Below are 20,097 nucleotides of genomic sequence, written 5' to 3'. Positions count from 1 at the left end.
ATTATTCTCCAAATGATTTTTTCGCTTCATCTAAAGCTGTTCTAGTGTTAGTTTCTGCTTCTTGTAAAGCCTCTTTAGTATCTTTTTCACCTAATATTATTTGTTGTAGTGCCTTGTCCATATTTTCATGAATAGCATATCCATTTAATACTTTTGGATCACAGTATCCTGATTCAAAGGCTTCTACTGCTATACCTTTTGCAGGACATTCTTTTTCTGCAAATTCTTTAAATTCTGTTGAGTTTAATACTGAATTTCTAAGAGGTAAGTATCCTGACTTAGTTCCCCATAAAAGTTGAGTATCTTCTTCCATAAAGTATTTTATATATTTAAATGCTGCTAATTTTTCTTCATCAGATGAAGTGTTAAATATGGTTACATCTGTTCCTGAGAATAAAGAAGCTTCTTTTTCACCCTTAGGTAATACTACTGTTTCAAATTTTACATTTGTTCCTTCACAAGCAGCTATTATATCAGGAAGGGCTGACATTGAAGATATCCCCATAGCAGCTTCTCCTCTACTAAATGGACCTGTCATATACTTTTCTTCTCCTGCAATTTTAGCAGTTTTATCTTTAACCATTCCAGCTATAAAATCAAAAGCCTTCGCTGTTTCATCAGAGTTAAATAGTATTTTATCATTTTCTTCATCTATTAAATCTCCACCTGCCTGCTTAACCCAGAAAGAAGAGTCTATTCCAACTGAAGAATTTAATGCTAGTCCATATATATCATTTTTTCCATCTTTATTTTCATCTACAGTAAGTTTCACTGAAGCTTCTTTCAACTCATCCCAAGTAGTTGGTGGTTTTACTCCGTACTTGTTCAGTATATCTTCATTGTAGAATAGTAGATAAGTTGATTTGTTAAATGGTAATGAATGATGTTTTCCTTCCCACATACCATTGTCTCTTAAGAAAGCAGGAATATCTTCCCAAGTTTCTTTATCAAATCCAATTTTTTCGTTTTCTATGTATGGATTTAAGTTTTCTACTAAGTCATTTTTTACGTATGCAGTTAATCTATTTGGATATATCATAGCTAACTCTGGTAATTGATTTGATTTAGAAGCTCCTTCGAGCTTTGAGAATAAATCCTTATAGTGTCCTTGATAAACTAAATTTACAGTTATTCCATCCTTATTTTCTGCATTAAACTTGTCTGTTATTTCTTTTAATACTGCTTCATTTTCCCCTGTCATTGCATGCCAAAACTCTATAGATACATCTTGTGTGATTTCTGTAGCGATTTGCGATTTGTCTGAAGTACCTTCTTTCTCCTCACCTTTTGAACTGCTACACGCAGTTAAGCTTAGTGTTAATAGTAGTGCTGATATGATTGATGTCATTTTCTTTAGTTTCATAATATCCCCCTCTTTTGTGCAAATAAGTATTTATTGATAAAAGTTAACCTTTTATACCCGATTTAGTAATCCCTGCTATAATGTGTTTTTGTGTAAAAAGATAGACTATAATAACCGGCAAAATAACTATTGTAGATGCTGCCATCATAAGATGATAGTTTCCACCAGCTTCTGTAGTAAAGTTCATTATGCCTACTGGTAATGTTCTCATTTCTGGCAGATTAGTAACAATAAGTGGCCATATAAATTCATTCCAACTATTTACTATTCTAAGTAGTCCTATTGTTATTAATGCTGGTTTACATACAGGGACCATTATTCTAAATAAGAATTTAAAGTCACTGCAACCATCTATCTTTGCTGCATAATATAGTGAACTAGGTACAGTTAAGAAAAACTGTCTAAGTAAAAATACTGAAAAGACACTGGCTACCCAAGGTATAGTAAGACCTGCGTAAGTATTTATTAGACCTAATTTTGCTATAGTTATGTAGTTTGGTATTAGCATTACCTCACTAGGAACCATCATAGTCCCTATTAAGATAGAAAAGATTATTTCCTTTCCCCAAAAGTTAAATTTTGAAAAAGCAAAAGCTGCAAGTATTGTTGTTATTAGTGTTCCTATAGTTATTACAATTGTTACTATCAAACTATTTATAAAGTATCTTACAATAGGAATAGTAGTAGCAACTTCTTTATAATTTTCAAGTTGTATATCATTTGGTATAAGTTTGGGTGGCATTGTAAAAATCTCACTTAAAGGCTTTAATGAGGTACTAATCATCCATACAAATGGAATAAGAGTAACTATACACCCAAGTATTAAAATCCCATAAATTATAATTTTACCAATTAAAGACTTCGTGTATTCATTTCTATTAATCATAGTTTACTTTCCTTTCTCCTATTTTGAATTGAATAAAGTTTAAAGTAATTATAATCAAGAATAAAATAACTACAGCTGCTGATGCTATTCCATATTGGTAGTGATTATAAAATTTGTTGTATATATAATAAACCATTGTCAAACAGCTATTTAAAGGTCCCGGTTGCTTATCAAATAAAGCAAATACTTCTGAAAATACTTTAAAAGCATTTATTAAAGTTATAATACTTACGAAAAATATTGTTGGTGATAAAAGTGGTATTGTTATATTTTTTGTTCTTTGAATAAAATTTGCTCCGTCAATTCTTGCAGCTAGTGTGTAGCCTGAATCAATATTTTGAAGTCCTGCCAAAAATATTATTATATTATAGCCAAGACTCTTCCAAACACTAAGTATTATTAAGCTTACCATTGACCATTTTGGGTCAGTAATCCATTTTATAGGATCTATATTTAATAGATTTAAAAGATAGTTTAATATTCCATAGTCATAATGAAATATCCATCTAAAAACTATTGAAATAGCAACTGTTGATGTTATAAAAGGAAGAAAATATATACTTCTAAATAAATTCTTGAATTTGATTTTACTATTTAAAAATACTGCTATAACTAGAGATAATATTATTGATATTGGTGTTACAAATAATACATAAATACCTGTATTAGTAATTGCAGTCCAAAAATCTTTATCTTTTATTAAATATATATAATTGTCAAAACCTCTTTCAAATACTATATCCTTTATATAGTTATAGCTACTATAAAAACTCATATCAAAGGTCTTTATTATTGGATAAATATAAAAAATAGAAATTATTAACAAAACAGGAAGTAAATATAACATTGCTTTTAAAAAGCTTTTAAGATTCTTTTCATTATTTAACATAGCAAAGATTCTCACCGCTTTCTCTGTTAAATATAATAACTCTATCTAAGTTAAATCCTATGTATAATTCTTCTAAACTTGATTCTATTTCATTACTCGGAAGTATAACCCTAATCTCTTCATCATCAACCTTTAATTTAAGAATTGTGTCTTTACCTAGATTTTCATATATATCAACTTTGGCTTTAATATAGTTATCTTTAGGATTTTTGCTAACTTTAAAATCTTCACTTCTTATACCTAATATATAATTATTTTCATCATATAGTAAATTGTTTAAGTTTAATATATTACTTATGTTATATTCTTTATTAAAAACTTCTAGTTTATTGTCTTTTTTATTTATCTTGCAGCTTATGGTGTTTATTACTGGATTACCTAAAAACTTAGCCACAAAGATATTTTTAGGATTATTGTATAAATTTATAGGTGTGTCAAATTGTTGTAATACTCCCTTATCTAAAATCGCTATTTTATCCGACATGCTCATGGCTTCTTCTTGGTCATGAGTTACAAATACAGTGGTTATTTTCATTTCTTGCTGTATTCTTCTTATTTCTTCTCTCATCTTAACTCTTAGTCTTGCATCTAAATTTGATAAAGGCTCGTCTAAAAGAAGAATCTGAGGCTCCTTTACCACTGCTCTTGCTATTGCAACTCTTTGTTGTTGTCCACCTGATAATTGAGAAGGTTTCCTTTTTAATAAGTCGTCTATATTTACTAACTTACTTATCATTGCTACTTTTTCTTTTATATCACTTTTAGGTATCTTACTTATTTTTAGTGGAAAGGCAATGTTTTCAAATACATTCATATGTGGATATAAAGAATAGTTTTGAAACACCATTCCTATATTTCTATTTTCAGGGACTATATCATTTACTATATTATTCCCAAAGTAGACATTACCTTTATTAGGCTTATAGATTCCTGCCAAAGTAAATATTGTTGTGCTTTTTCCGCAGCCACTAGGACCTAGTAAGCTTATTAGCTCTCCCGATTTTATGTTTAGGTCTAGGTTATTTATAGCTTTGCATCCTTTAAAATTTATAGACAGATTCTCTATCCTTAAGTCCATACTAATCCCCCCGTGTTTCCTGCAAATTACCCCTTTTATTTCAGCTACGATACAAATTATAGATAACTTGTATTATTTTGTCTAATTGCTATTTCCTATATAAAAGTTATAATATATATTATTTTTCTATTTGACTGTAGATAGTTTTTGTATTGTATGAATTATAAGTTGTGAAATATGTATTTTTATTTATAGGTTCACAAAAACTAGTAGCCGATTTTCAGCTACTAGTTTGATAAGTTTTTACTATTTATTTTTATTCGTATTGCTTACGATTATTTATTAGCATATTTTTACTTAAAATTACTATCCAAAATATTTTCCAAATAGATCATCTTTATCTTTATCTTCTGCATTTAGATTTATATATTGTATGTTTTCTATTCCACAAACTCCTAGTGTACCTTTTACTACTACATTTTCAATAGGATTATTAAATTCTTTTACTAGGTATTCACAGCTAGATTCTGATGTACTTATAACTAATCCTGATTTTATATTAGTTAATAATCCTTTTGTTTTGTTGTTTTCTTCTGTAAAAGCAAATTCTTTTAGAAGTACTTTATCGAAAAATCCTTTAAGTATTGCTGGTACATTGTTGAACCATAGAGGGAATACTAATATTATTTCATCAGTATCTTTTAAAATTTGTTGGTATTTTTTAACTAGTTCATCTTCACTTTGACCAACATTATATAGTTCTTCTTCTTTAGCACTCATTACTGGATTAAAGTTGTCTTTGTATAAATCTATTGTTTCATATTCTACTTGGTTTTTTGTTAATCTATCTATTAATCTATTTACTATTTCTTGTGTAAAAGACTTTTCGTTGTTACTTGCAAGTATTATTGTCGACTTCATATATAATTCTCCTTTTATCTCTAATTCTAATGGTTACTAATATATTTTATCCACTGAAGCCTATATTATGATAAAAGTATCTTTGTTTTTTCATTTATATATGAGAGTTTAATCTTTTCAATAAATTATTTTTTGGCAAAAATCCTACTATAGAATCTATAAGCTTCCCATCTTTAAATATCATTGTAGTTGGAACTGATTTTACGTTGTATTTTCTTGCTATATCTGCTACTTCCTCTACATCAACTTTTACAAATTTTGCTTGGCCTCTCATCATAGTGCTAGCTTCTTCAAATACTGGTGCTAACATTTTACATGGTCTACACCATGTAGCAAAGAAGTCTACTATTACTATCCCATTACTATTTTCTACCTCATTTTTAAATTGTTGAGAATTTGATATTTTAAGCATTTTATACCCCCACTTTTTTAGTTATTAATTATTATCTAATTTAATATATGCATGGTGCTTAAAATATTACGTGACTTTGTCACAGTTATTGATTATTTTTAAGTTTAGTAGATTTTATATATTCTATAGGTCTATATATTTCTCCCTGCTTATATGTTTTAACTGACGTCTCACATACTCCACCTATAGGATAAGGTGCTTTACTTCTGGATTGAACTACTCTTCCTTTGCCTATGTACATAACTACATGGCCTGGGGTATAAATTAAGTCTCCTGGTTGGAGATTTTTTAGTCCTACTCTATAGTCCTTCAGTACTTCTTTTTGCTGTGAGGTAGAATATCCTATTTGGACATTTGTTTTTTGAAGATATGTCCAGTAGGTAAGACCTGAACAGTCAAAGGCTTGGATTCCTATGTATTTTTCTCGGTTTAATGGGTAGTAATCTATTCCGTAGTAGCCTATAAGTTCATCAAGTCTTTCTTCGGTCATTATTTCACCTTTTCCACCCCAGACATATTCTAGACCTATTTTTTCTTTTGCTAAGTTTATTACTGTATTGACTATAAGTAAGTCTTCTTCTGTCATGTTTTTTGTTTCATTTATGTATTTTTGTTCTTGGTATTTGTTGTAGGATATGAATCCTATTAGTATTATGACTAGTATTATCGTAATGTTTCTTAGGAATTTTATTAGTTTCATAATTCTCCTTTTATATAAATTAATACTGGCTACTTATGCTGCCAAAGATTTTTGTGATGATACTTTTATCATGTTTACATATGTTATATTTTACCACATAGTTGTATTTAATTCATTTCGTATATATAGTTATATTTTATTAATTTCCCTGTTGAGTGCTATACTACTACTTATTAATAGTATAATATTTATAAGTAGTATATAATTTTATTAGGGTATATTAAAAATTTTACTTTTGTAAGGAGATAGTTATGAGTCTAAGTTTATTAGTTATTTTATGTATATTTTTAGCTGGTTTATTTACTTATACTGACTACAAAGGTCATTATAAGATTTCTGTATTATTAAAATCCGGTGCCACACTGCTAATAATATTACTTTCAATTAAATGCTTTGTTTATAAAAATCTAGAGTTAAAAATTTATTTTTATTATATTTTTATTGGGCTTTGTTTTGGTTTGCTAGGTGATTTTTTGTTGGCTTTAGAAAATATATCTAAAAATAAAAAGGTCTTGTTTTTAACAGGTCTAGTTGCATTTTTATTTGGACATTTATTTTATATTATGGCCTTTAGTCAAATACATCCTATAGGTATTATTGACTTTGTTCTTACAGGTTTATACTTAGGTATTGCTTACTTTGTATTTACTAAGTCTGATCTTGATTTAGATAGTTTTAAATATGGTGTGCTTATGTATGCTTGTGTGATATCTTTTATGTTGAGTAAGGCTACTACTCTATTGATTTTTTCACCTAATTTTATTTTGGGATGTGTAGCTTTTATTGGGGCTTTGTTGTTTGTTTTATCGGATTCACTTTTATCTTTTAGTGTTTTTGGTGACTTGAATAAGGATAAATTCTCTTTATGTTGCCATATATTATATTTTCCTGCACAAATAATATTGGCTCTTAGTATTTTATTTGTTTCTTAATTTATTTTTTAAATGTTAGCTTCTCTAATCAGCTTAAGATATTTGAGCAAGAGGCTTAATCTTTAATGGATTAACTCACATAAAAGCTTTTAGTAATTTTATATTTTTTCAATGATAAATAGCCTAAGTTATTATGTTCTAATATATAATAATCTAGGCTATTTGATAATCTCTCTATTCAAATGTAATTATAATCTTGAGGTTATCTCCTCTTCATACTGCTTAACATACAAGGAATGATAATAACCTTTTTTACTTAATAACTCTTTATGACTTCCTTTTTCAACTATCTTTCCATCTCTAACTACTAAAATAACATCCGCCTTTCTAATAGTAGACAATCTATGAGCAACTAAAAAAGAAGTTCTATCCTTTAACAAATGAGAGATTGCCCTCTGAATTATCTGTTCTGTTTCTGTATCTATAGATGAAGTAGCCTCATCAAGTACAAAAATCCTCGGGTCTTTTAATACTGCTCTAGCAAAGGATATAAGTTGTTTTTCTCCAGTAGATAAATTTGATCCTCCCTCCCCTACCTGACTATCATATCCTTTTTCCATCTTCATGATTATCTTATGGGCAGAAACTATCTTTGCCGCTTCTTCTATTTCTTCATCACTTGCATCAAGCTTTCCATATCTTATATTTTCTTTTACGCTTCCTGAAAATAAGTGAGGATTTTGTAGTACATAACCTATGTTATTGTGTAACCATAGCTGAGATCTTTTTTTATAATCTTTACCATCGATTAATACATTCCCCTTTGTAGGCTCAAAAAATCTACAGGCTAAATTAACTAAGGTACTCTTGCCTGCTCCAGTCTCTCCTACCAAAGCTACAGTAGTTCCAGCAGGTATTTTAAAGTTAAAGTTTTCATATATATATTCGTCACCATCAGGATACTTGAAATATACATCTTTAAATTCTATATCACCTTTAAGATCTTCCCAATTTTCTTTTTTAGGAGAGAAATTATCTCCATATTTATCTATTATCTCTTTACTATCTACTATATCAGGTGTTTTTTCTAATAGTCCAAATACTCTTTCTATATTTGCTTGAGTAGATATAAAATCAGATATATTTCTTGCTAATTGTTGTATTGGTTCAAATATACTTATTGCATAAGAAATAAATGCTGATAATGTACCTATTGCCATTAATTCTTCATTAACTAAATTTCCACCTTTTGCTAACACAAATGCTACTGCTAGAGAACTAAAAAATAATATTATCGGCATATAAATTGCATTTAGTCTTGTAGCTTTTATACTTGTGCTATACATTGTTTCAGTTATTTTTGAAAACTCATCTAAATTTTTATCTTCTATTGCTAAAGTCTTCGATGTTATACATCCTGTTATTCCTTCATTAAAGGCCCCTGTAATTTTAGAGTTTATACTTCGTATATCTCTATTTACGTTTAGGATTTTATTTTGAAAATATACAGTAAGCAATGCTATAAATGGCACTATTGATATTACATATAGTGCAAGCTTTACATTTAGCATTAGCATCGCTATAAACACCCCACCTATATATGTAATAGACCATAGTATATCTACAAGCCCCCAAGCTATCATTGAGCCTATTTTATTAGTATCACTCATCACCCTTGCTATAATATATCCTACAGGAGTAGTATTATAAAATGAAAAGGATAACTTTTGTAAATGAATAAAAGTTGCTCTTTTCAAATCCTTACCAATATTTAAGTCCAAATACATAGAGTATCTTGTAAATACTATTACAAAAATTGCCTGTAATACTATTGCTGATATATATACAAATGAAAAGTTTCTGATTCCGCTAGTATTCATTGGTACAATAAATTTATCAATGGCATATTTCTGAAAAATTGGTAGCATTACATCAACAAAAGCTACCAATAGATTAGCGAGTATAGCAAATATTAACTGTAATTTATACTTTTTTAGAAACGGAAACAGCTTTGCCCATATTTTTATAGAAAAACTTTGTTTATATTGTTCTTCATTTAGCATCACTCTCCACCTCCCAACTCATCTATACTAGACTGCATATTATAAATCTTTTTATATACTCCATCAATCTTTAATAGTTTTTCATGATTTCCTTCTTCAATTATTTTTCCATCATCTAACACAATAATATTGTCACACTGCATAAGTGTAGTTACTCTATGAGATATTATAATTACTGTGCTATCTTTTAATTTTGATTTTAATTCTTTTCTTATATTTGCATCTGTTTCAGTATCTACCGCTGATAGAGAATCATCAAATACTATTATTGGGCTATTTTTTATTAAGGTTCTCGCTATTGCTACTCTTTGCTTTTGACCTCCGGATAAGGTTACTCCCCTTTCTCCTACAATAGTGTCATAACCTTTACCAAACCCTAATATATTTTCATGAACACATGATATTTTAGCTGCATCTTCTATAGCATCAATATTTTCATCTTCACTTAAGTACGATGATATATTTATATTCTCTTTTATAGTTTTTGAAAATAAGAAAGGCTCTTGAAGTACTACCCCTATGTTATTTCTTAAGTAATTAAGTTTTATGTTGTTAATGTTTACTCCATTTATAAGTATTTCTCCATTCTCTTCTCCTAAGTCATACAATCTATCTAATAAATGTACTATTGTAGATTTACCAGACCCAGTTGAACCTAATATTCCAAAAGTACTACCTTTAGGTATTTTAAAGCTTACATCTTTAAGTACTAGTTTTGAGTTATAATAATCAAATCTTACATTTTTAAATTCTATGTCTGACTTCATATTAGGAGTTGTTGCATTTTCATCATCACATTCTTCTCTACCTTCTAATATCTCTCCTATACGCTTTATGGATACTTTAGCCTTACCCATTTCTGAGATAATTCTTCCTAGAGATCTTACTGGCCAAACTAACATTGAATTATAAAAAATAAAAGCTAAAAACTGGCCTAGAGTCAAATTTAGTGATACTGTTTCTATACATCCAAATACTACTATCGACATTACTTGAAGCCCTGATATTAAATCTCCAGTACCCCAATAAAAACTAAGCACATGACCTAGTTTTATCCATAGATTTGAGAATCCTATATTTTTTTCATCAAATCTATCTATTTCATAAGACTGTCTACCAAAAGCCCTTACAACTCTTACTCCTGTGAAGTTTTCTTGGACAAGGGATGATAGTTCTCCCTCAGCCTCATCTGCTGCTTGGAATTTCTTTTGGATAATAGTATAAAATACTACTGAATATATAATTACAACAGCTATGAATCCTACTGCTATTAAAGAAAGTTTTACGTTCATTGAAAACATTAAATATAGTGATATGATTATTAAAAAGACTATTCTCACAAATTCTAGTAGCTGTATTCCTAGGAAGTTTTTTACTACTTCCATATCTGAGGTGCATCGTTGTATTATGTCTCCTGTTGGATTTTTCATATGCCAGTTAAACGGCAGTTTACTTATATGACTATATAGTCTGTTTCTTAGATTTTTAATAGTTCCATCTGATGCTTTTGACATGTTCACTTTGTATAAATAGTTGCATATACCTGATAAAATAGCACATATTACTCCTACCATAGCTGGTATGTATAAGTTTTGTCTTAGGTATTCTCTTCCTCCTATGCTGTTTATAGTGCTTTCTATTATACTTGGTAGGTTAAATGGTGCATCACCTATTATTGAATCTACTGTTATTCTTATGACTTGTGGTGTTAAATAGTTAAATCCTATTCCTAAAATTGTGGTTATTAATGCTAATAAGAAATATCTTTTTAATCCCTTAGTGAATTCTATTATCATTTTTCCCCCTTTCATTGCTAGATGACATTTTATAATCTTTGACACGTCCCCTGTTAAGTCAAATATTATTTATATATTAATTATATAATAAATAATTCCTCTTATCTTCTAAATCTTTTCATTATATGATTTTTTGAGAACATATTATTACTTAAGTAAGTTCTGACATAAAAAAGCATCCATATGTTAGATGCTTTTTTATATCCAATATATAAATTATAGGCTTTTATTATCTTCAATAATTAATCTTACTTAATACTACATCATCAGTAGTTATAACGTTAATATCTTTTAAACTCAATTTTTCATCATAAACCCTACTACTTTGTAATCTTATCAATTTATCTAAATAACTTTTAACTAATAGACCATTTTTCATAGTTGGATTCTTCTTATAAATCTCCGTAATAACTTCATGCAACATTTTCTCACTATCTTTAGAGACTTCAAATCCCTTTTCTTTCAATATATTTACACATATAGTATATAGCTCCTCAGATGTATAATCCTCAAAATTAAAATATATAGGGAATCTATAATTTAATGAAGGATTTAAAGCCAGCAACTTTCTAATTCCTTCTTTCTCACCAACTAAAACCAAATATATACGATTCTTATTTTGGTCTATAAACTTTATTAATGATGATACTATCTGCTCATAATTATCTTTATTTATCATATCATGAGCCTTGTATATTATTACAACTTTTTCTAAGGATTTATTAAAAATATCTTCTATGTTATTTCCTTTTTCGATCATAGATACTATCTCATTAATATCAAACTCTACAATGCTTTTAGCTTTTACCAATCCTCTGCTATAGTACATTTCTGATAAGATGTTTAGTGTTTTTTTCTTACCTGTACCAATGTTACCTGTAAACACTATATTTTTATATTTGTTTATTTCATTTTTTATTCCTAGTTTTTGTCTTTTTTCTTCTATCTTTATAAATTTGTATTGATTTCTTAGAAAGTCTTTTACCTTTTCACTATATACCAACTTTTCTAATTTTTCTTCTATATTAAATTCATTTTCATAATCTGATAAATCTACTTTTTCTATATCTTTTACAGTAATTAAATTCATTTCATATACACTAGTATCTTCTTCTGAAATTCTTATACTCTGATTTCTTATTAAGTTTTCCACATAGTTTCTAACCATTCTTCCATTGCCTGATTGGGAGTCTGATTTTTCATATATATCTACAAATCTATTTTTAAGAGATAAGTAAGCATTTTTCGATAACTTAAATCCTTTAGATTCTATTAATTTAATGGACATTTCTAAAAGTTCATTTGGGTTATAATCTGCAAAATTTGTCCATAATGGAAATCTTGATCTAAGACCAATATTTACATCAAAAAAGTCTTCCATATCTTCACTGTATCCAGCAAGTATAACTATTACTTCTTTAGAGTAGTCTTCTATAAGTTTTAGTAATGTTTCTACGGCTTCTCTACCTAAAGAATCATTGGCTAGTGTGTATGCTTCATCTATGAATAATACTCCACCTAAAGCTTCCTTAAATTTTTCTTCTGTTTTTCTAGAAGTTTCTCCTGGTATTTCAGAAACAAAGCTTGATCTATCAGTCTCTACAAGTTGTCCAGTTTTTAGTAGCCCCATACTGTTTAGCATTTCTGCTACTAATCTAGCTATACTAGTTTTTCCTGTTCCAGGATTACCTGTAAACACCATATTTAAGTTTTGGTCTATTTCAGTGTTTACCCCTACAGACTTTCTTTTTTCTTGTGCTACTATTAATTTGTATTGGCTTCTAAGTAATTTTTTTACATCTGATAGGCCTATTATCTCACTTAATCTTTTTTCCAAATCAAACTTTGCCTTTGCTTTAAAGTTAAAGTTATCTCTCTCTAATAAGTCTATTTCTTTATTTTTATTATTCAGATATTTTTTCGAAGCATCTAGTATAGCATTTTCTATTATATTTCTTGCAAATCTAGCATTTCCTAGATCATTTTTTCCACTTAGTTGATTTTTTGCAAATAAATCAATAAGGTCATTTTTCACATTTTTAGCTATTCTGTATCCCTTTGATGCAGCAATATTTACAGCTATTTCATACATCTGTGAAGGACTATAATCATTAAAATGGATTATATTTGGAAATCTTGATTTAAGACCTTGGTTAAATGATAAAAACTCTTCCATATCTTTTTCATAACCTGCTAGTATTACTACTAAATCATCTCTATTATCTTCTATTCCCTTAAGTAGTGCATCTACAATTTCTTTACCTACCTTATCTTCATTGCTCTCACATAAGGAATATGCCTCATCAATAAATAGCACTCCACCTATTGAAGAATTTATTATATCTATAGTTCTTTTAGCAACATCACTAGTATTCTCGCTTAAAAAATCCGCCTTACTTACTTCTTTGTAAACACCTTTTGTTAATACCCCAAGTGCATTTAAGTATTCATAGGTTACTCTAGCAGCATTTGTTTTTCCTGTACCTGCATTTCCAACAAATATCATATTCATAGATATTTTTGAAGTTTTTAATCCTAGTTTTTCTCTTATTTGTTGCACTCTAAAATTATTTTTAACATTTTTTATGAATTCTTTTAACTCATCTATCCCTATTATAGAATTTAGTTTGTATTTGGCTTCTTCTAATGTTGGTATTGAATAGTCATCTAGGTTAAATTGACCTCTATCACATTTTAAATATATATTATTATTTTCTACATAAACGATTATTGAACTTTGTGCTCGTATTTCTTCTTCTCTTATAAAGTTAGTAAGTGGCTTACAAAGTTTATATGATACATATTCATAAATCCCAAAGTTAGAGTCACTCTTATAACTTTCTTGTAAAAACTTATAAATTCCTATGTTCTCTCCAGTTTCTTCATTTTCTATAGCATCTAATATTATTTTTACTTTAGAGTTATTCTCTATCCTTTTGGCAGTTTCTTCTACTTCTTTTTTTAGTATTAAACTTCTTTCGTGCTTATTTAGTTTTTTTGTATGTAATACTAAATCTACTTTATTTTCAAAGTTTCTCCCAAATAAATCTTCTATTTTGAAGTTCTCATTTTCTGAAATAAAAACTAAAAACTTATTATGGCATATTATTTGATTTACAGTATTTTTTTCGTTTCCCTCATATTCTACTAAAAATCTATTTTTCATCATATAGTTTTTATCTAGCACAATACAGCTATTTGGTGAAACTTCTTTTACTGTGTTAATTATATCACTTCTTGCTCCTTCTATATTTTTAAATATAATACATTCTGATAGACTATTCAGCTTTTCATACAAATCTGTTAAGAATGCATTGTAGCCTAAGTTAAAGTTATAGGCTGATAAATCTATTATATCTACTTCATTAGTTGGTGATAGGTTGTACTTTTTCAAGTTTTCAAATATCAACTTTATACTTGTCTTTTTTGAAGTTTCTTTTTCTCCTATTAAAAATATCATTCCTTTTTCTTTTAATAGAGTTTTGTTTTCAAAGTAATTACATAAACTATGTAAATATTTACCTTGACCTATTAATTCTTTATTTAAATTTTTTTCTATTTGAGTAAATATAGATTTAATATTTTCATTCATAAGTTTTTGCCCCTTTTATCTATTTTCATAGTCTTATTATGTATTATTCTGTTAATTTAATACGATGTTTACCATATAAAAAGATGCTCCTACTCAAGTTCGTAATTCCGCCTCCCTTGATTTAAGTATTCCTGTGAAAAACTATATAGTGTGATATCATCTTAATATATGAACAATTTTAAATTATGAATTTCAAACAAGGGGGAATAGAATTAAAACCAGGGATACAATGGTAAGTGGTGGAAAATAAAAAAAGGCCTAAGAATAAACTTAAGACCTTTAAAAACTTACTTATTATATTTATATTTTTTCAATAAAATTAAACTTTAACCTATGCTAATTTATCTTTCAAATTTTTCATTAATAAATTCAATTAACTCTATTTCACTTTCAACTTCGGCTTTAATTGGATATGTTTTTTTCACTTTTTCCATTTCTTTAAGTATTTGTTCTACTTTTTTCATATCCTTTTCTATAATTAAATAATATGCATACATTAATCTTTTTCTATTTATATAACAATCTGTTATTTTTATATAGTTTTTTAATTCTTTAGTATATAAATCATTAATTTTTTCTATATTACCTTCACCTATTATCTCATAAAATAACAATTCACATTTTATTTCATTTTCATATAAGCTTATTATCTTAGGTCTATAATTAAGTAAAAACTCAAAATATTCTTTTGCTTTTTCAAAATCAAAGTTGTCATGATAATAATTAGCTTCCATAATTTTAATACTGCATACTAAAGGATTGCTAAAATCAGAGTTTTCATCTATATTAAACCAATCTAGTGGCATATCTTTGTATCTCATTCCTTTATGTAAAAGTCCATTCACCCTTAACTGTGTATAGAAACAATACTTCATAAGTTTATTTTTCATTATTGAAATAACATTATATCCATCATTAGCAACTCCACCAATTTTCATAGGGATACCATTTGTAATAAATATCATAACTCCAACAATAATTAATGATAAGAACAATTCATGTATATATCTATTTAAATGCAATGTTTTTATGGCTATTGAACACAAAATTACAACTAAACCATTCATAAGTAATCCACCTAAGTTATATAATACATATGATATTTTCTCGTAATTATCTTCCTTAGGCATCATTAGACATTGACCACCAGTTCCTTTTACATTAAACTTTTTCATAAGAAATTTATCATTCTCTTTGACTAGTGTTAAACTACCTACTCTAAATGAAACAAGCTCATATCCTGATAGTAAGCCACAGATTAAATGGCCTAATTCATGCAGTATTACTTGAATTAAAAATGCTACTAAAAATGATATTAGAAAAAGTAGTGTATCCCCAAATATATTACTAACTTCTATGTTGTCTGTTAATGACAAACTTACACCTATTAATCCACCAATAAATCCTATTAGCATTATTATGATATATCGTAATACCTTCATTGATTTTTTTTCTTTTTATTATCTTTAATTCTAATCACTCCCCTGATTATATACTTTTATGTTTCGAATAATATAACTAATATTATATTTTAATTAACCATTTTGAGATAAAACTATAGGCTTTCTAGTTTGAATCCATATTTCACCCGGCCCCTTAAATCTTGCTAAAAAGCCTTCTCCACTAAAAAATGACGATGCTAATCCTTTAGCCGCTAACTCTGTTGAGTATTCCATATCATTGTCCCATAAAACTAAATGACTAGAATCTACTATGTACTCTTGACCATGACTTAGATTTATCTTATGTATTGATCCACAAGAATTTACAAATAAAGTACCACGACCTTTAGTTCTAATTCCAAATAACCCTTCACCACTACCGAATATTCCTTTTACTTTAGCTTTTGTCTCTAGAGATAAACTTTCTGTACAAGCTAAAAAGTTCCCATTACTTATTCTTAAACTTTTACTTCCATCTAAATCTATCATAGTAATATCCCCTGATCCTGTTGGAGCTAACAATAACTCCCCATCTTCTAATGCTCTGTACTCTTGTAGTAGTGCACTTTCACCAGACATTACTCTACCAAACATTTTTCCTAAACCTCCAGCTTTTACATTTAAGTCAAAGCTTGGTGTCATTGCAACCATAGATCCTGCTTATACTATGTATGCTTCTCCTCTAGTTGCGTGTATTTTAAGTATTCTACTATCCCCTTGGCATAATAGTTCAAATTTTTCATTACTCATAGTTTACCTCCCACAAAATTTATTTAAATTATTCATCAATAATAATATTTATTAATTTTAATAATTACCTTTACATTAAACTCTATCAATATACTTCTAGCTTAAACACTCCTGATCTCTACTATATAAAAGTTCATTTATCTGTAATATATCAACTTTTTTATTTATCCCAAATATAATAACTGCATCTCTTATATTTTTTGAATAAAGTTCCCCACAATTACCTAACTTTAGTAGCTTATTAGTTTCTTCTAAACTAAATCCACCACCAATACAAATCATTAGTATCTTATCCCTGCTTGGTTTTTTACTACCATTTAAGACCTGATATCCATATGTTCTATCTATGTCAGCATTTTTTATTAAATCACTTTTCTTAATTCCTTTATCTTTTATTGACTCTTTAACATAATTAATAAAATCTAAATCTTTAAACTTATCTTCTATGCTATCTAAATAATTATCAAGATAATCTTCATCATCAATATTTTTTAATATGCTCATAAGTTTTATTGTCTCATTACTCATTAAGCAAACTCCTTAATTTTTATTCATTTATTATATCATATATGTATGAATCCTAACTACTCATTTCTTCTAAGTCCATATCAGTATGCTATATTATAGTAGGAATCATGAGTTTAAAATAATAAATCCCTCTACCTAGTTATTCTAGATAGAGGGATTATTAATTTATAGGGATAAATATTAATAATTAACTTACATTAAACCAGTTACCATTATTATAAATACTGCTATTGGTATAAGGTAAATAACTATTGGTTTCATAAACTTGTAAACCCTTACTTTACCCGCACCAATATTTACCTCATCCATATAGTTTTCATACTTCCACTTATAAGCAGTATATAAAGATATCATTAATGCCCCTAGTGGCATAAGAACATTTCCTGATATAAAATCTGCTAAATCAAAGAAGTTTCTTCCAAGTATTGTTATATTACTCCAAGGACCATTTGCTAATATACAAGGTATACTTAAAGTAAATATAACAAGTAGTGTTGACCATACCGCTTTCTTTCTTTCCAATTTAAATACTTCTGATATAGTACAAACTATAGCTTCTAAATATCCTATACCAGAAGTTATACCTGCTATTATTACTAAGAAGAAAAAAGCTGTCCCAAACATTACTCCTCCGCTCATTTGACTAAATAAGTTTGGCATAGTTACAAAAGTAAGACCTGGGCCTGCTGCAGGAGACATTCCAAAAGAGAATATAGCAGGGAATATTATAAATCCTGCAACTATTGCTATCATTGTATTTGATAATACTATTATAGTCGCATCTCCTGGTATATTAGACTTTTTATCATCTAAATAGCTACCGTATACGAATGCAGCTGCAACACCTATACCAATTGCAAAGAATGCTTGCCCTAGGGCTGCAAGAATGACCTGTGGAGTTATTTTACTAAAATTAGGTGTTAAATACCACTTAATACCTTCCATTGCATCTGGCAACATAACACTTCTAACTGCTAATATTATTAATATTACAAACAAAGCCGGCATTAGATATTTACAACAGTTTTCAATACCATCTTTAAGCCCTTTTGTAACAATAACTCCTAGTATTATTATCATTAACAAAGTGAAAAATATTCCTTGCATTGGATTTGCAATAAAACTAGAATAAACATTACTTACTTCTTCAATTGATAGTCCAGAAAAAGCACCCGTAGCCATTTTTAATAAATAAGCAAGCATCCATCCTATAACAACTGTATAATAAGACATTATTAGTAAAGATGCTATAACTCCAATCCAGCCAATTCCGACCCATAGACTACCTTTTTTAGTTAGTTTTCTCATTCCCTCTACTGGATTTAGATGAGTCTTTCTCCCAAGACCCATCTCAGCTATAAATAGAGGTATTCCTATTATTATAGATATTAATACATATACTATAAGGAATGCTCCTCCTCCATTAACTCCAACCATATAAGGAAATCTCCACACTGCACCAAGACCAATTGCAAAACCTATAGTTGACATTATAAAACCAAATCTACTCCCCCAAGACTCCCGATTTTTATCCATCAAATCACTCCATTTTTATTTTTCAAATACAGTTTGCTCTTCTACTTCTGTTGATAGGGCATTAAGTGCTCTTAATACAAGGCTTCTTCTTAACTTTTTACTTTCAACTTCTGTTAACTTTGGATCTCCTAAAGGATATGGTATACCTATTGCAGGTACTATTCTATTTGCTCCTATTGTTAAAGATATTGGTACTACAGTACATAGATGAACTACAGGGATTCCAGCTCTTTCTATTTCTTTTACCATCGTTGCACCGCAACGTGTACAAGTACCTCATGTAGATGTTAGAATTACTGCGCCAACACCATCTTCAACAAGTTTTTTAGAAAAATCTTCTCCAAACTTTTTTGCATTACCTACACTAGTGCCTGTACCTGTAGTTGTTATGAAGTAATTTGACATCTCTCCTATAACGCCTTCTTCTTCTAATTCTCTTACAACATCTAGAGGAACAACTAAGTTTGGATTTTCTAAAACAAATGCTCTATCATATCCACCGTGAATAGTAGTAAATTCATCCTTAGACATAGAATCTTTTCCAGTTAAGTCATAAATACCATATTTTGTTGCACTTGATGATTCTATTCTATCTGGGTTATTTGTTGGAACTATTCCCCCTGATGTAACTAAAGCAACCTTAACTTTTGACATATCAACAACTGCTTTATTTGGAGCTACTCTGTCAAACTCAGGCATTGGATATTCTGTTGCAAAAGATTCTTTAGCCATTTTTTTAACTAGCATATCTAAAGCTCTCTCAGAACCTCTCTTTTCATGGAAGAAATTCATTCTTATACCTCTCATGATATATCCTTCTTCTTCAGGTGGTCCTACTACTTCATTTTTAGCTAATTTTAATCCTAGTTTTGCAATCTTTGGAACTGATTTTCTAAGATCTGCAGCTGAGTTACCTGTTGATATAATGTGTAAATCTAGCTTATACATATCTACACCTGGATTTTCTACGTACATACCTGTAACAACTGGTATGTTTAATTCTTCTTCGACTTTTTTGCAAATACCACCACATGCTACTCCATATCTTCCCGCATTAAATGCTGGTCCTGCAATAAATAGATCAGGCTTTTCTTTTTTTATCATTTCTAAAAGTTCTGATGTTGCACTCTCCATGTTCTCACCAAAGTAACTATCTCCACAAATTACTGTAGCAACTATTTCAGCTTCATCGCCAAATTCCTTTTGAAGTGCCATACCTGGACCTACTACACCAGTTCTTTTTTCAGGTGGTATATCAGCTTTTTCTTCTCCACCGATTCCAGCAAAGAAGTTATTTATATAATGAACTACTCTAATTTTACCCATAAA

16 protein-coding genes are annotated in these 20,097 nt (G+C 28.7%); 1 reads left to right on the top strand and 15 read right to left on the bottom strand.

Annotation, left to right across the window (positions count from 1 at the left end; translation table 11 throughout):
• Nucleotide 1: 1 nt before the first annotated feature.
• The 7 genes from ACI48P_RS08505 to ACI48P_RS08475 form a co-directional block, all read right to left on the bottom strand.
• On the bottom strand, nt 2–1,363 hold the full coding sequence (locus ACI48P_RS08505; RefSeq protein WP_475214870.1) for an ABC transporter substrate-binding protein: 1,362 nt from the start codon (nt 1,361–1,363) through the stop codon (nt 2–4).
• Between the two features lie 43 nt (nt 1,364–1,406).
• Nucleotides 1,407–2,249 carry a carbohydrate ABC transporter permease gene (locus ACI48P_RS08500; RefSeq protein WP_475214869.1) on the bottom strand — a complete coding sequence of 281 codons (843 nt, stop codon included), beginning with the start codon at nt 2,247–2,249 and terminating at the stop codon, nt 1,407–1,409.
• Nucleotides 2,242–3,138, bottom strand: a complete 897-nt coding sequence (locus tag ACI48P_RS08495; protein ID WP_475214868.1) for a carbohydrate ABC transporter permease — start codon at nt 3,136–3,138, stop codon at nt 2,242–2,244. Before ACI48P_RS08495 ends, ACI48P_RS08500 begins: the two co-directional genes overlap by 8 nt.
• The gene (locus ACI48P_RS08490) at nt 3,128–4,216 is read right to left on the bottom strand and encodes an ABC transporter ATP-binding protein (protein ID WP_475214867.1); all 1,089 of its coding nucleotides are present in this window, start codon (nt 4,214–4,216) and stop codon (nt 3,128–3,130) included. Before ACI48P_RS08490 ends, ACI48P_RS08495 begins: the two co-directional genes overlap by 11 nt.
• A gap of 306 nt (nt 4,217–4,522) precedes the next feature.
• A complete protein-coding gene (locus ACI48P_RS08485) occupies nt 4,523–5,077 on the bottom strand; it encodes an NAD(P)H-dependent oxidoreductase (protein WP_475214866.1) in 555 nt (184 codons plus the stop codon).
• 94 nt (nt 5,078–5,171) lie between these two features.
• Nucleotides 5,172–5,489 carry a thioredoxin gene (gene trxA, locus ACI48P_RS08480; RefSeq protein ID WP_475214865.1) on the bottom strand — a complete coding sequence of 106 codons (318 nt, stop codon included), beginning with the start codon at nt 5,487–5,489 and terminating at the stop codon, nt 5,172–5,174.
• Nucleotides 5,490–5,574: 85 nt separating this feature from the next.
• A complete protein-coding gene (locus tag ACI48P_RS08475; RefSeq protein WP_475214864.1) occupies nt 5,575–6,189 on the bottom strand; it encodes a C40 family peptidase in 615 nt (204 codons plus the stop codon).
• Between the two features lie 251 nt (nt 6,190–6,440).
• On the opposite strand from ACI48P_RS08475, the gene ACI48P_RS08470 reads away from it, so the two are divergent.
• Entirely contained in the window at nt 6,441–7,121 is a 681-nt protein-coding gene (locus tag ACI48P_RS08470; RefSeq protein ID WP_475214863.1) for a lysoplasmalogenase family protein, read from the top strand.
• 188 nt (nt 7,122–7,309) lie between these two features.
• On the opposite strand, the gene ACI48P_RS08465 is transcribed toward ACI48P_RS08470, so the two are convergent.
• The 8 genes from ACI48P_RS08465 to grdF all read right to left on the bottom strand — a co-directional run bounded on the left by ACI48P_RS08465 (nt 7,310) and on the right by grdF (nt 20,094).
• Nucleotides 7,310–9,124 carry an ABC transporter ATP-binding protein gene (locus ACI48P_RS08465; protein ID WP_475215033.1) on the bottom strand — a complete coding sequence of 605 codons (1,815 nt, stop codon included), beginning with the start codon at nt 9,122–9,124 and terminating at the stop codon, nt 7,310–7,312.
• On the bottom strand, nt 9,124–10,920 hold the full coding sequence (locus ACI48P_RS08460; protein ID WP_475214862.1) for an ABC transporter ATP-binding protein: 1,797 nt from the start codon (nt 10,918–10,920) through the stop codon (nt 9,124–9,126). Before ACI48P_RS08460 ends, ACI48P_RS08465 begins: the two co-directional genes overlap by 1 nt.
• Nucleotides 10,921–11,155: 235 nt before the next feature.
• Entirely contained in the window at nt 11,156–14,512 is a 3,357-nt protein-coding gene (locus ACI48P_RS08455; protein WP_475214861.1) for an AAA family ATPase, read from the bottom strand.
• A 341-nt stretch (nt 14,513–14,853) separates the two neighbouring features.
• Nucleotides 14,854–15,954, bottom strand: a complete 1,101-nt coding sequence (locus ACI48P_RS08450; RefSeq protein ID WP_475214860.1) for a site-2 protease family protein — start codon at nt 15,952–15,954, stop codon at nt 14,854–14,856.
• A gap of 93 nt (nt 15,955–16,047) precedes the next feature.
• Nucleotides 16,048–16,605, bottom strand: coding sequence for a TIGR00266 family protein (locus ACI48P_RS08445; protein WP_475214859.1), 558 nt, complete (start codon nt 16,603–16,605; stop codon nt 16,048–16,050).
• 195 nt (nt 16,606–16,800) lie between these two features.
• Complete coding sequence (locus ACI48P_RS08440; RefSeq protein WP_475214858.1) at nt 16,801–17,232, bottom strand: hypothetical protein; 432 nt, start codon at nt 17,230–17,232, stop codon at nt 16,801–16,803.
• Between the two features lie 192 nt (nt 17,233–17,424).
• A complete protein-coding gene (locus tag ACI48P_RS08435) occupies nt 17,425–18,768 on the bottom strand; it encodes a sodium-dependent transporter (RefSeq protein ID WP_475214857.1) in 1,344 nt (447 codons plus the stop codon).
• Nucleotides 18,769–18,783: 15 nt separating this feature from the next.
• Nucleotides 18,784–20,094, bottom strand: coding sequence for a sarcosine reductase complex component B subunit beta (grdF, locus tag ACI48P_RS08430; RefSeq protein WP_475214856.1), 1,311 nt, complete (start codon nt 20,092–20,094; stop codon nt 18,784–18,786).
• Nucleotides 20,095–20,097 lie beyond the last annotated feature (3 nt).

This window comes from Romboutsia sp. LXY-2 (genome assembly GCF_056171995.1).
Note: the sequence above shows the minus strand (reverse complement) of the source record. Positions and strands in the feature narration are given on the sequence as shown.

Coding starts and splice junctions, on each gene's coding strand:
- ACI48P_RS08505 (WP_475214870.1), bottom strand. CDS start 1,363: ATGAAACTAAAGAAAATGACATCAATCATATCAGCACTACTATTAACA.
- ACI48P_RS08500 (WP_475214869.1), bottom strand. CDS start 2,249: ATGATTAATAGAAATGAATACACGAAGTCTTTAATTGGTAAAATTATA.
- ACI48P_RS08495 (WP_475214868.1), bottom strand. CDS start 3,138: ATGTTAAATAATGAAAAGAATCTTAAAAGCTTTTTAAAAGCAATGTTA.
- ACI48P_RS08490 (WP_475214867.1), bottom strand. CDS start 4,216: ATGGACTTAAGGATAGAGAATCTGTCTATAAATTTTAAAGGATGCAAA.
- ACI48P_RS08485 (WP_475214866.1), bottom strand. CDS start 5,077: ATGAAGTCGACAATAATACTTGCAAGTAACAACGAAAAGTCTTTTACA.
- trxA (WP_475214865.1), bottom strand. CDS start 5,489: ATGCTTAAAATATCAAATTCTCAACAATTTAAAAATGAGGTAGAAAAT.
- ACI48P_RS08475 (WP_475214864.1), bottom strand. CDS start 6,189: ATGAAACTAATAAAATTCCTAAGAAACATTACGATAATACTAGTCATA.
- ACI48P_RS08470 (WP_475214863.1), top strand. CDS start 6,441: ATGAGTCTAAGTTTATTAGTTATTTTATGTATATTTTTAGCTGGTTTA.
- ACI48P_RS08465 (WP_475215033.1), bottom strand. CDS start 9,124: ATGCTAAATGAAGAACAATATAAACAAAGTTTTTCTATAAAAATATGG.
- ACI48P_RS08460 (WP_475214862.1), bottom strand. CDS start 10,920: ATGATAATAGAATTCACTAAGGGATTAAAAAGATATTTCTTATTAGCA.
- ACI48P_RS08455 (WP_475214861.1), bottom strand. CDS start 14,512: ATGAATGAAAATATTAAATCTATATTTACTCAAATAGAAAAAAATTTA.
- ACI48P_RS08450 (WP_475214860.1), bottom strand. CDS start 15,954: ATGAAGGTATTACGATATATCATAATAATGCTAATAGGATTTATTGGT.
- ACI48P_RS08445 (WP_475214859.1), bottom strand. CDS start 16,605: ATGGTTGCAATGACACCAAGCTTTGACTTAAATGTAAAAGCTGGAGGT.
- ACI48P_RS08440 (WP_475214858.1), bottom strand. CDS start 17,232: ATGAGTAATGAGACAATAAAACTTATGAGCATATTAAAAAATATTGAT.
- ACI48P_RS08435 (WP_475214857.1), bottom strand. CDS start 18,768: ATGGATAAAAATCGGGAGTCTTGGGGGAGTAGATTTGGTTTTATAATG.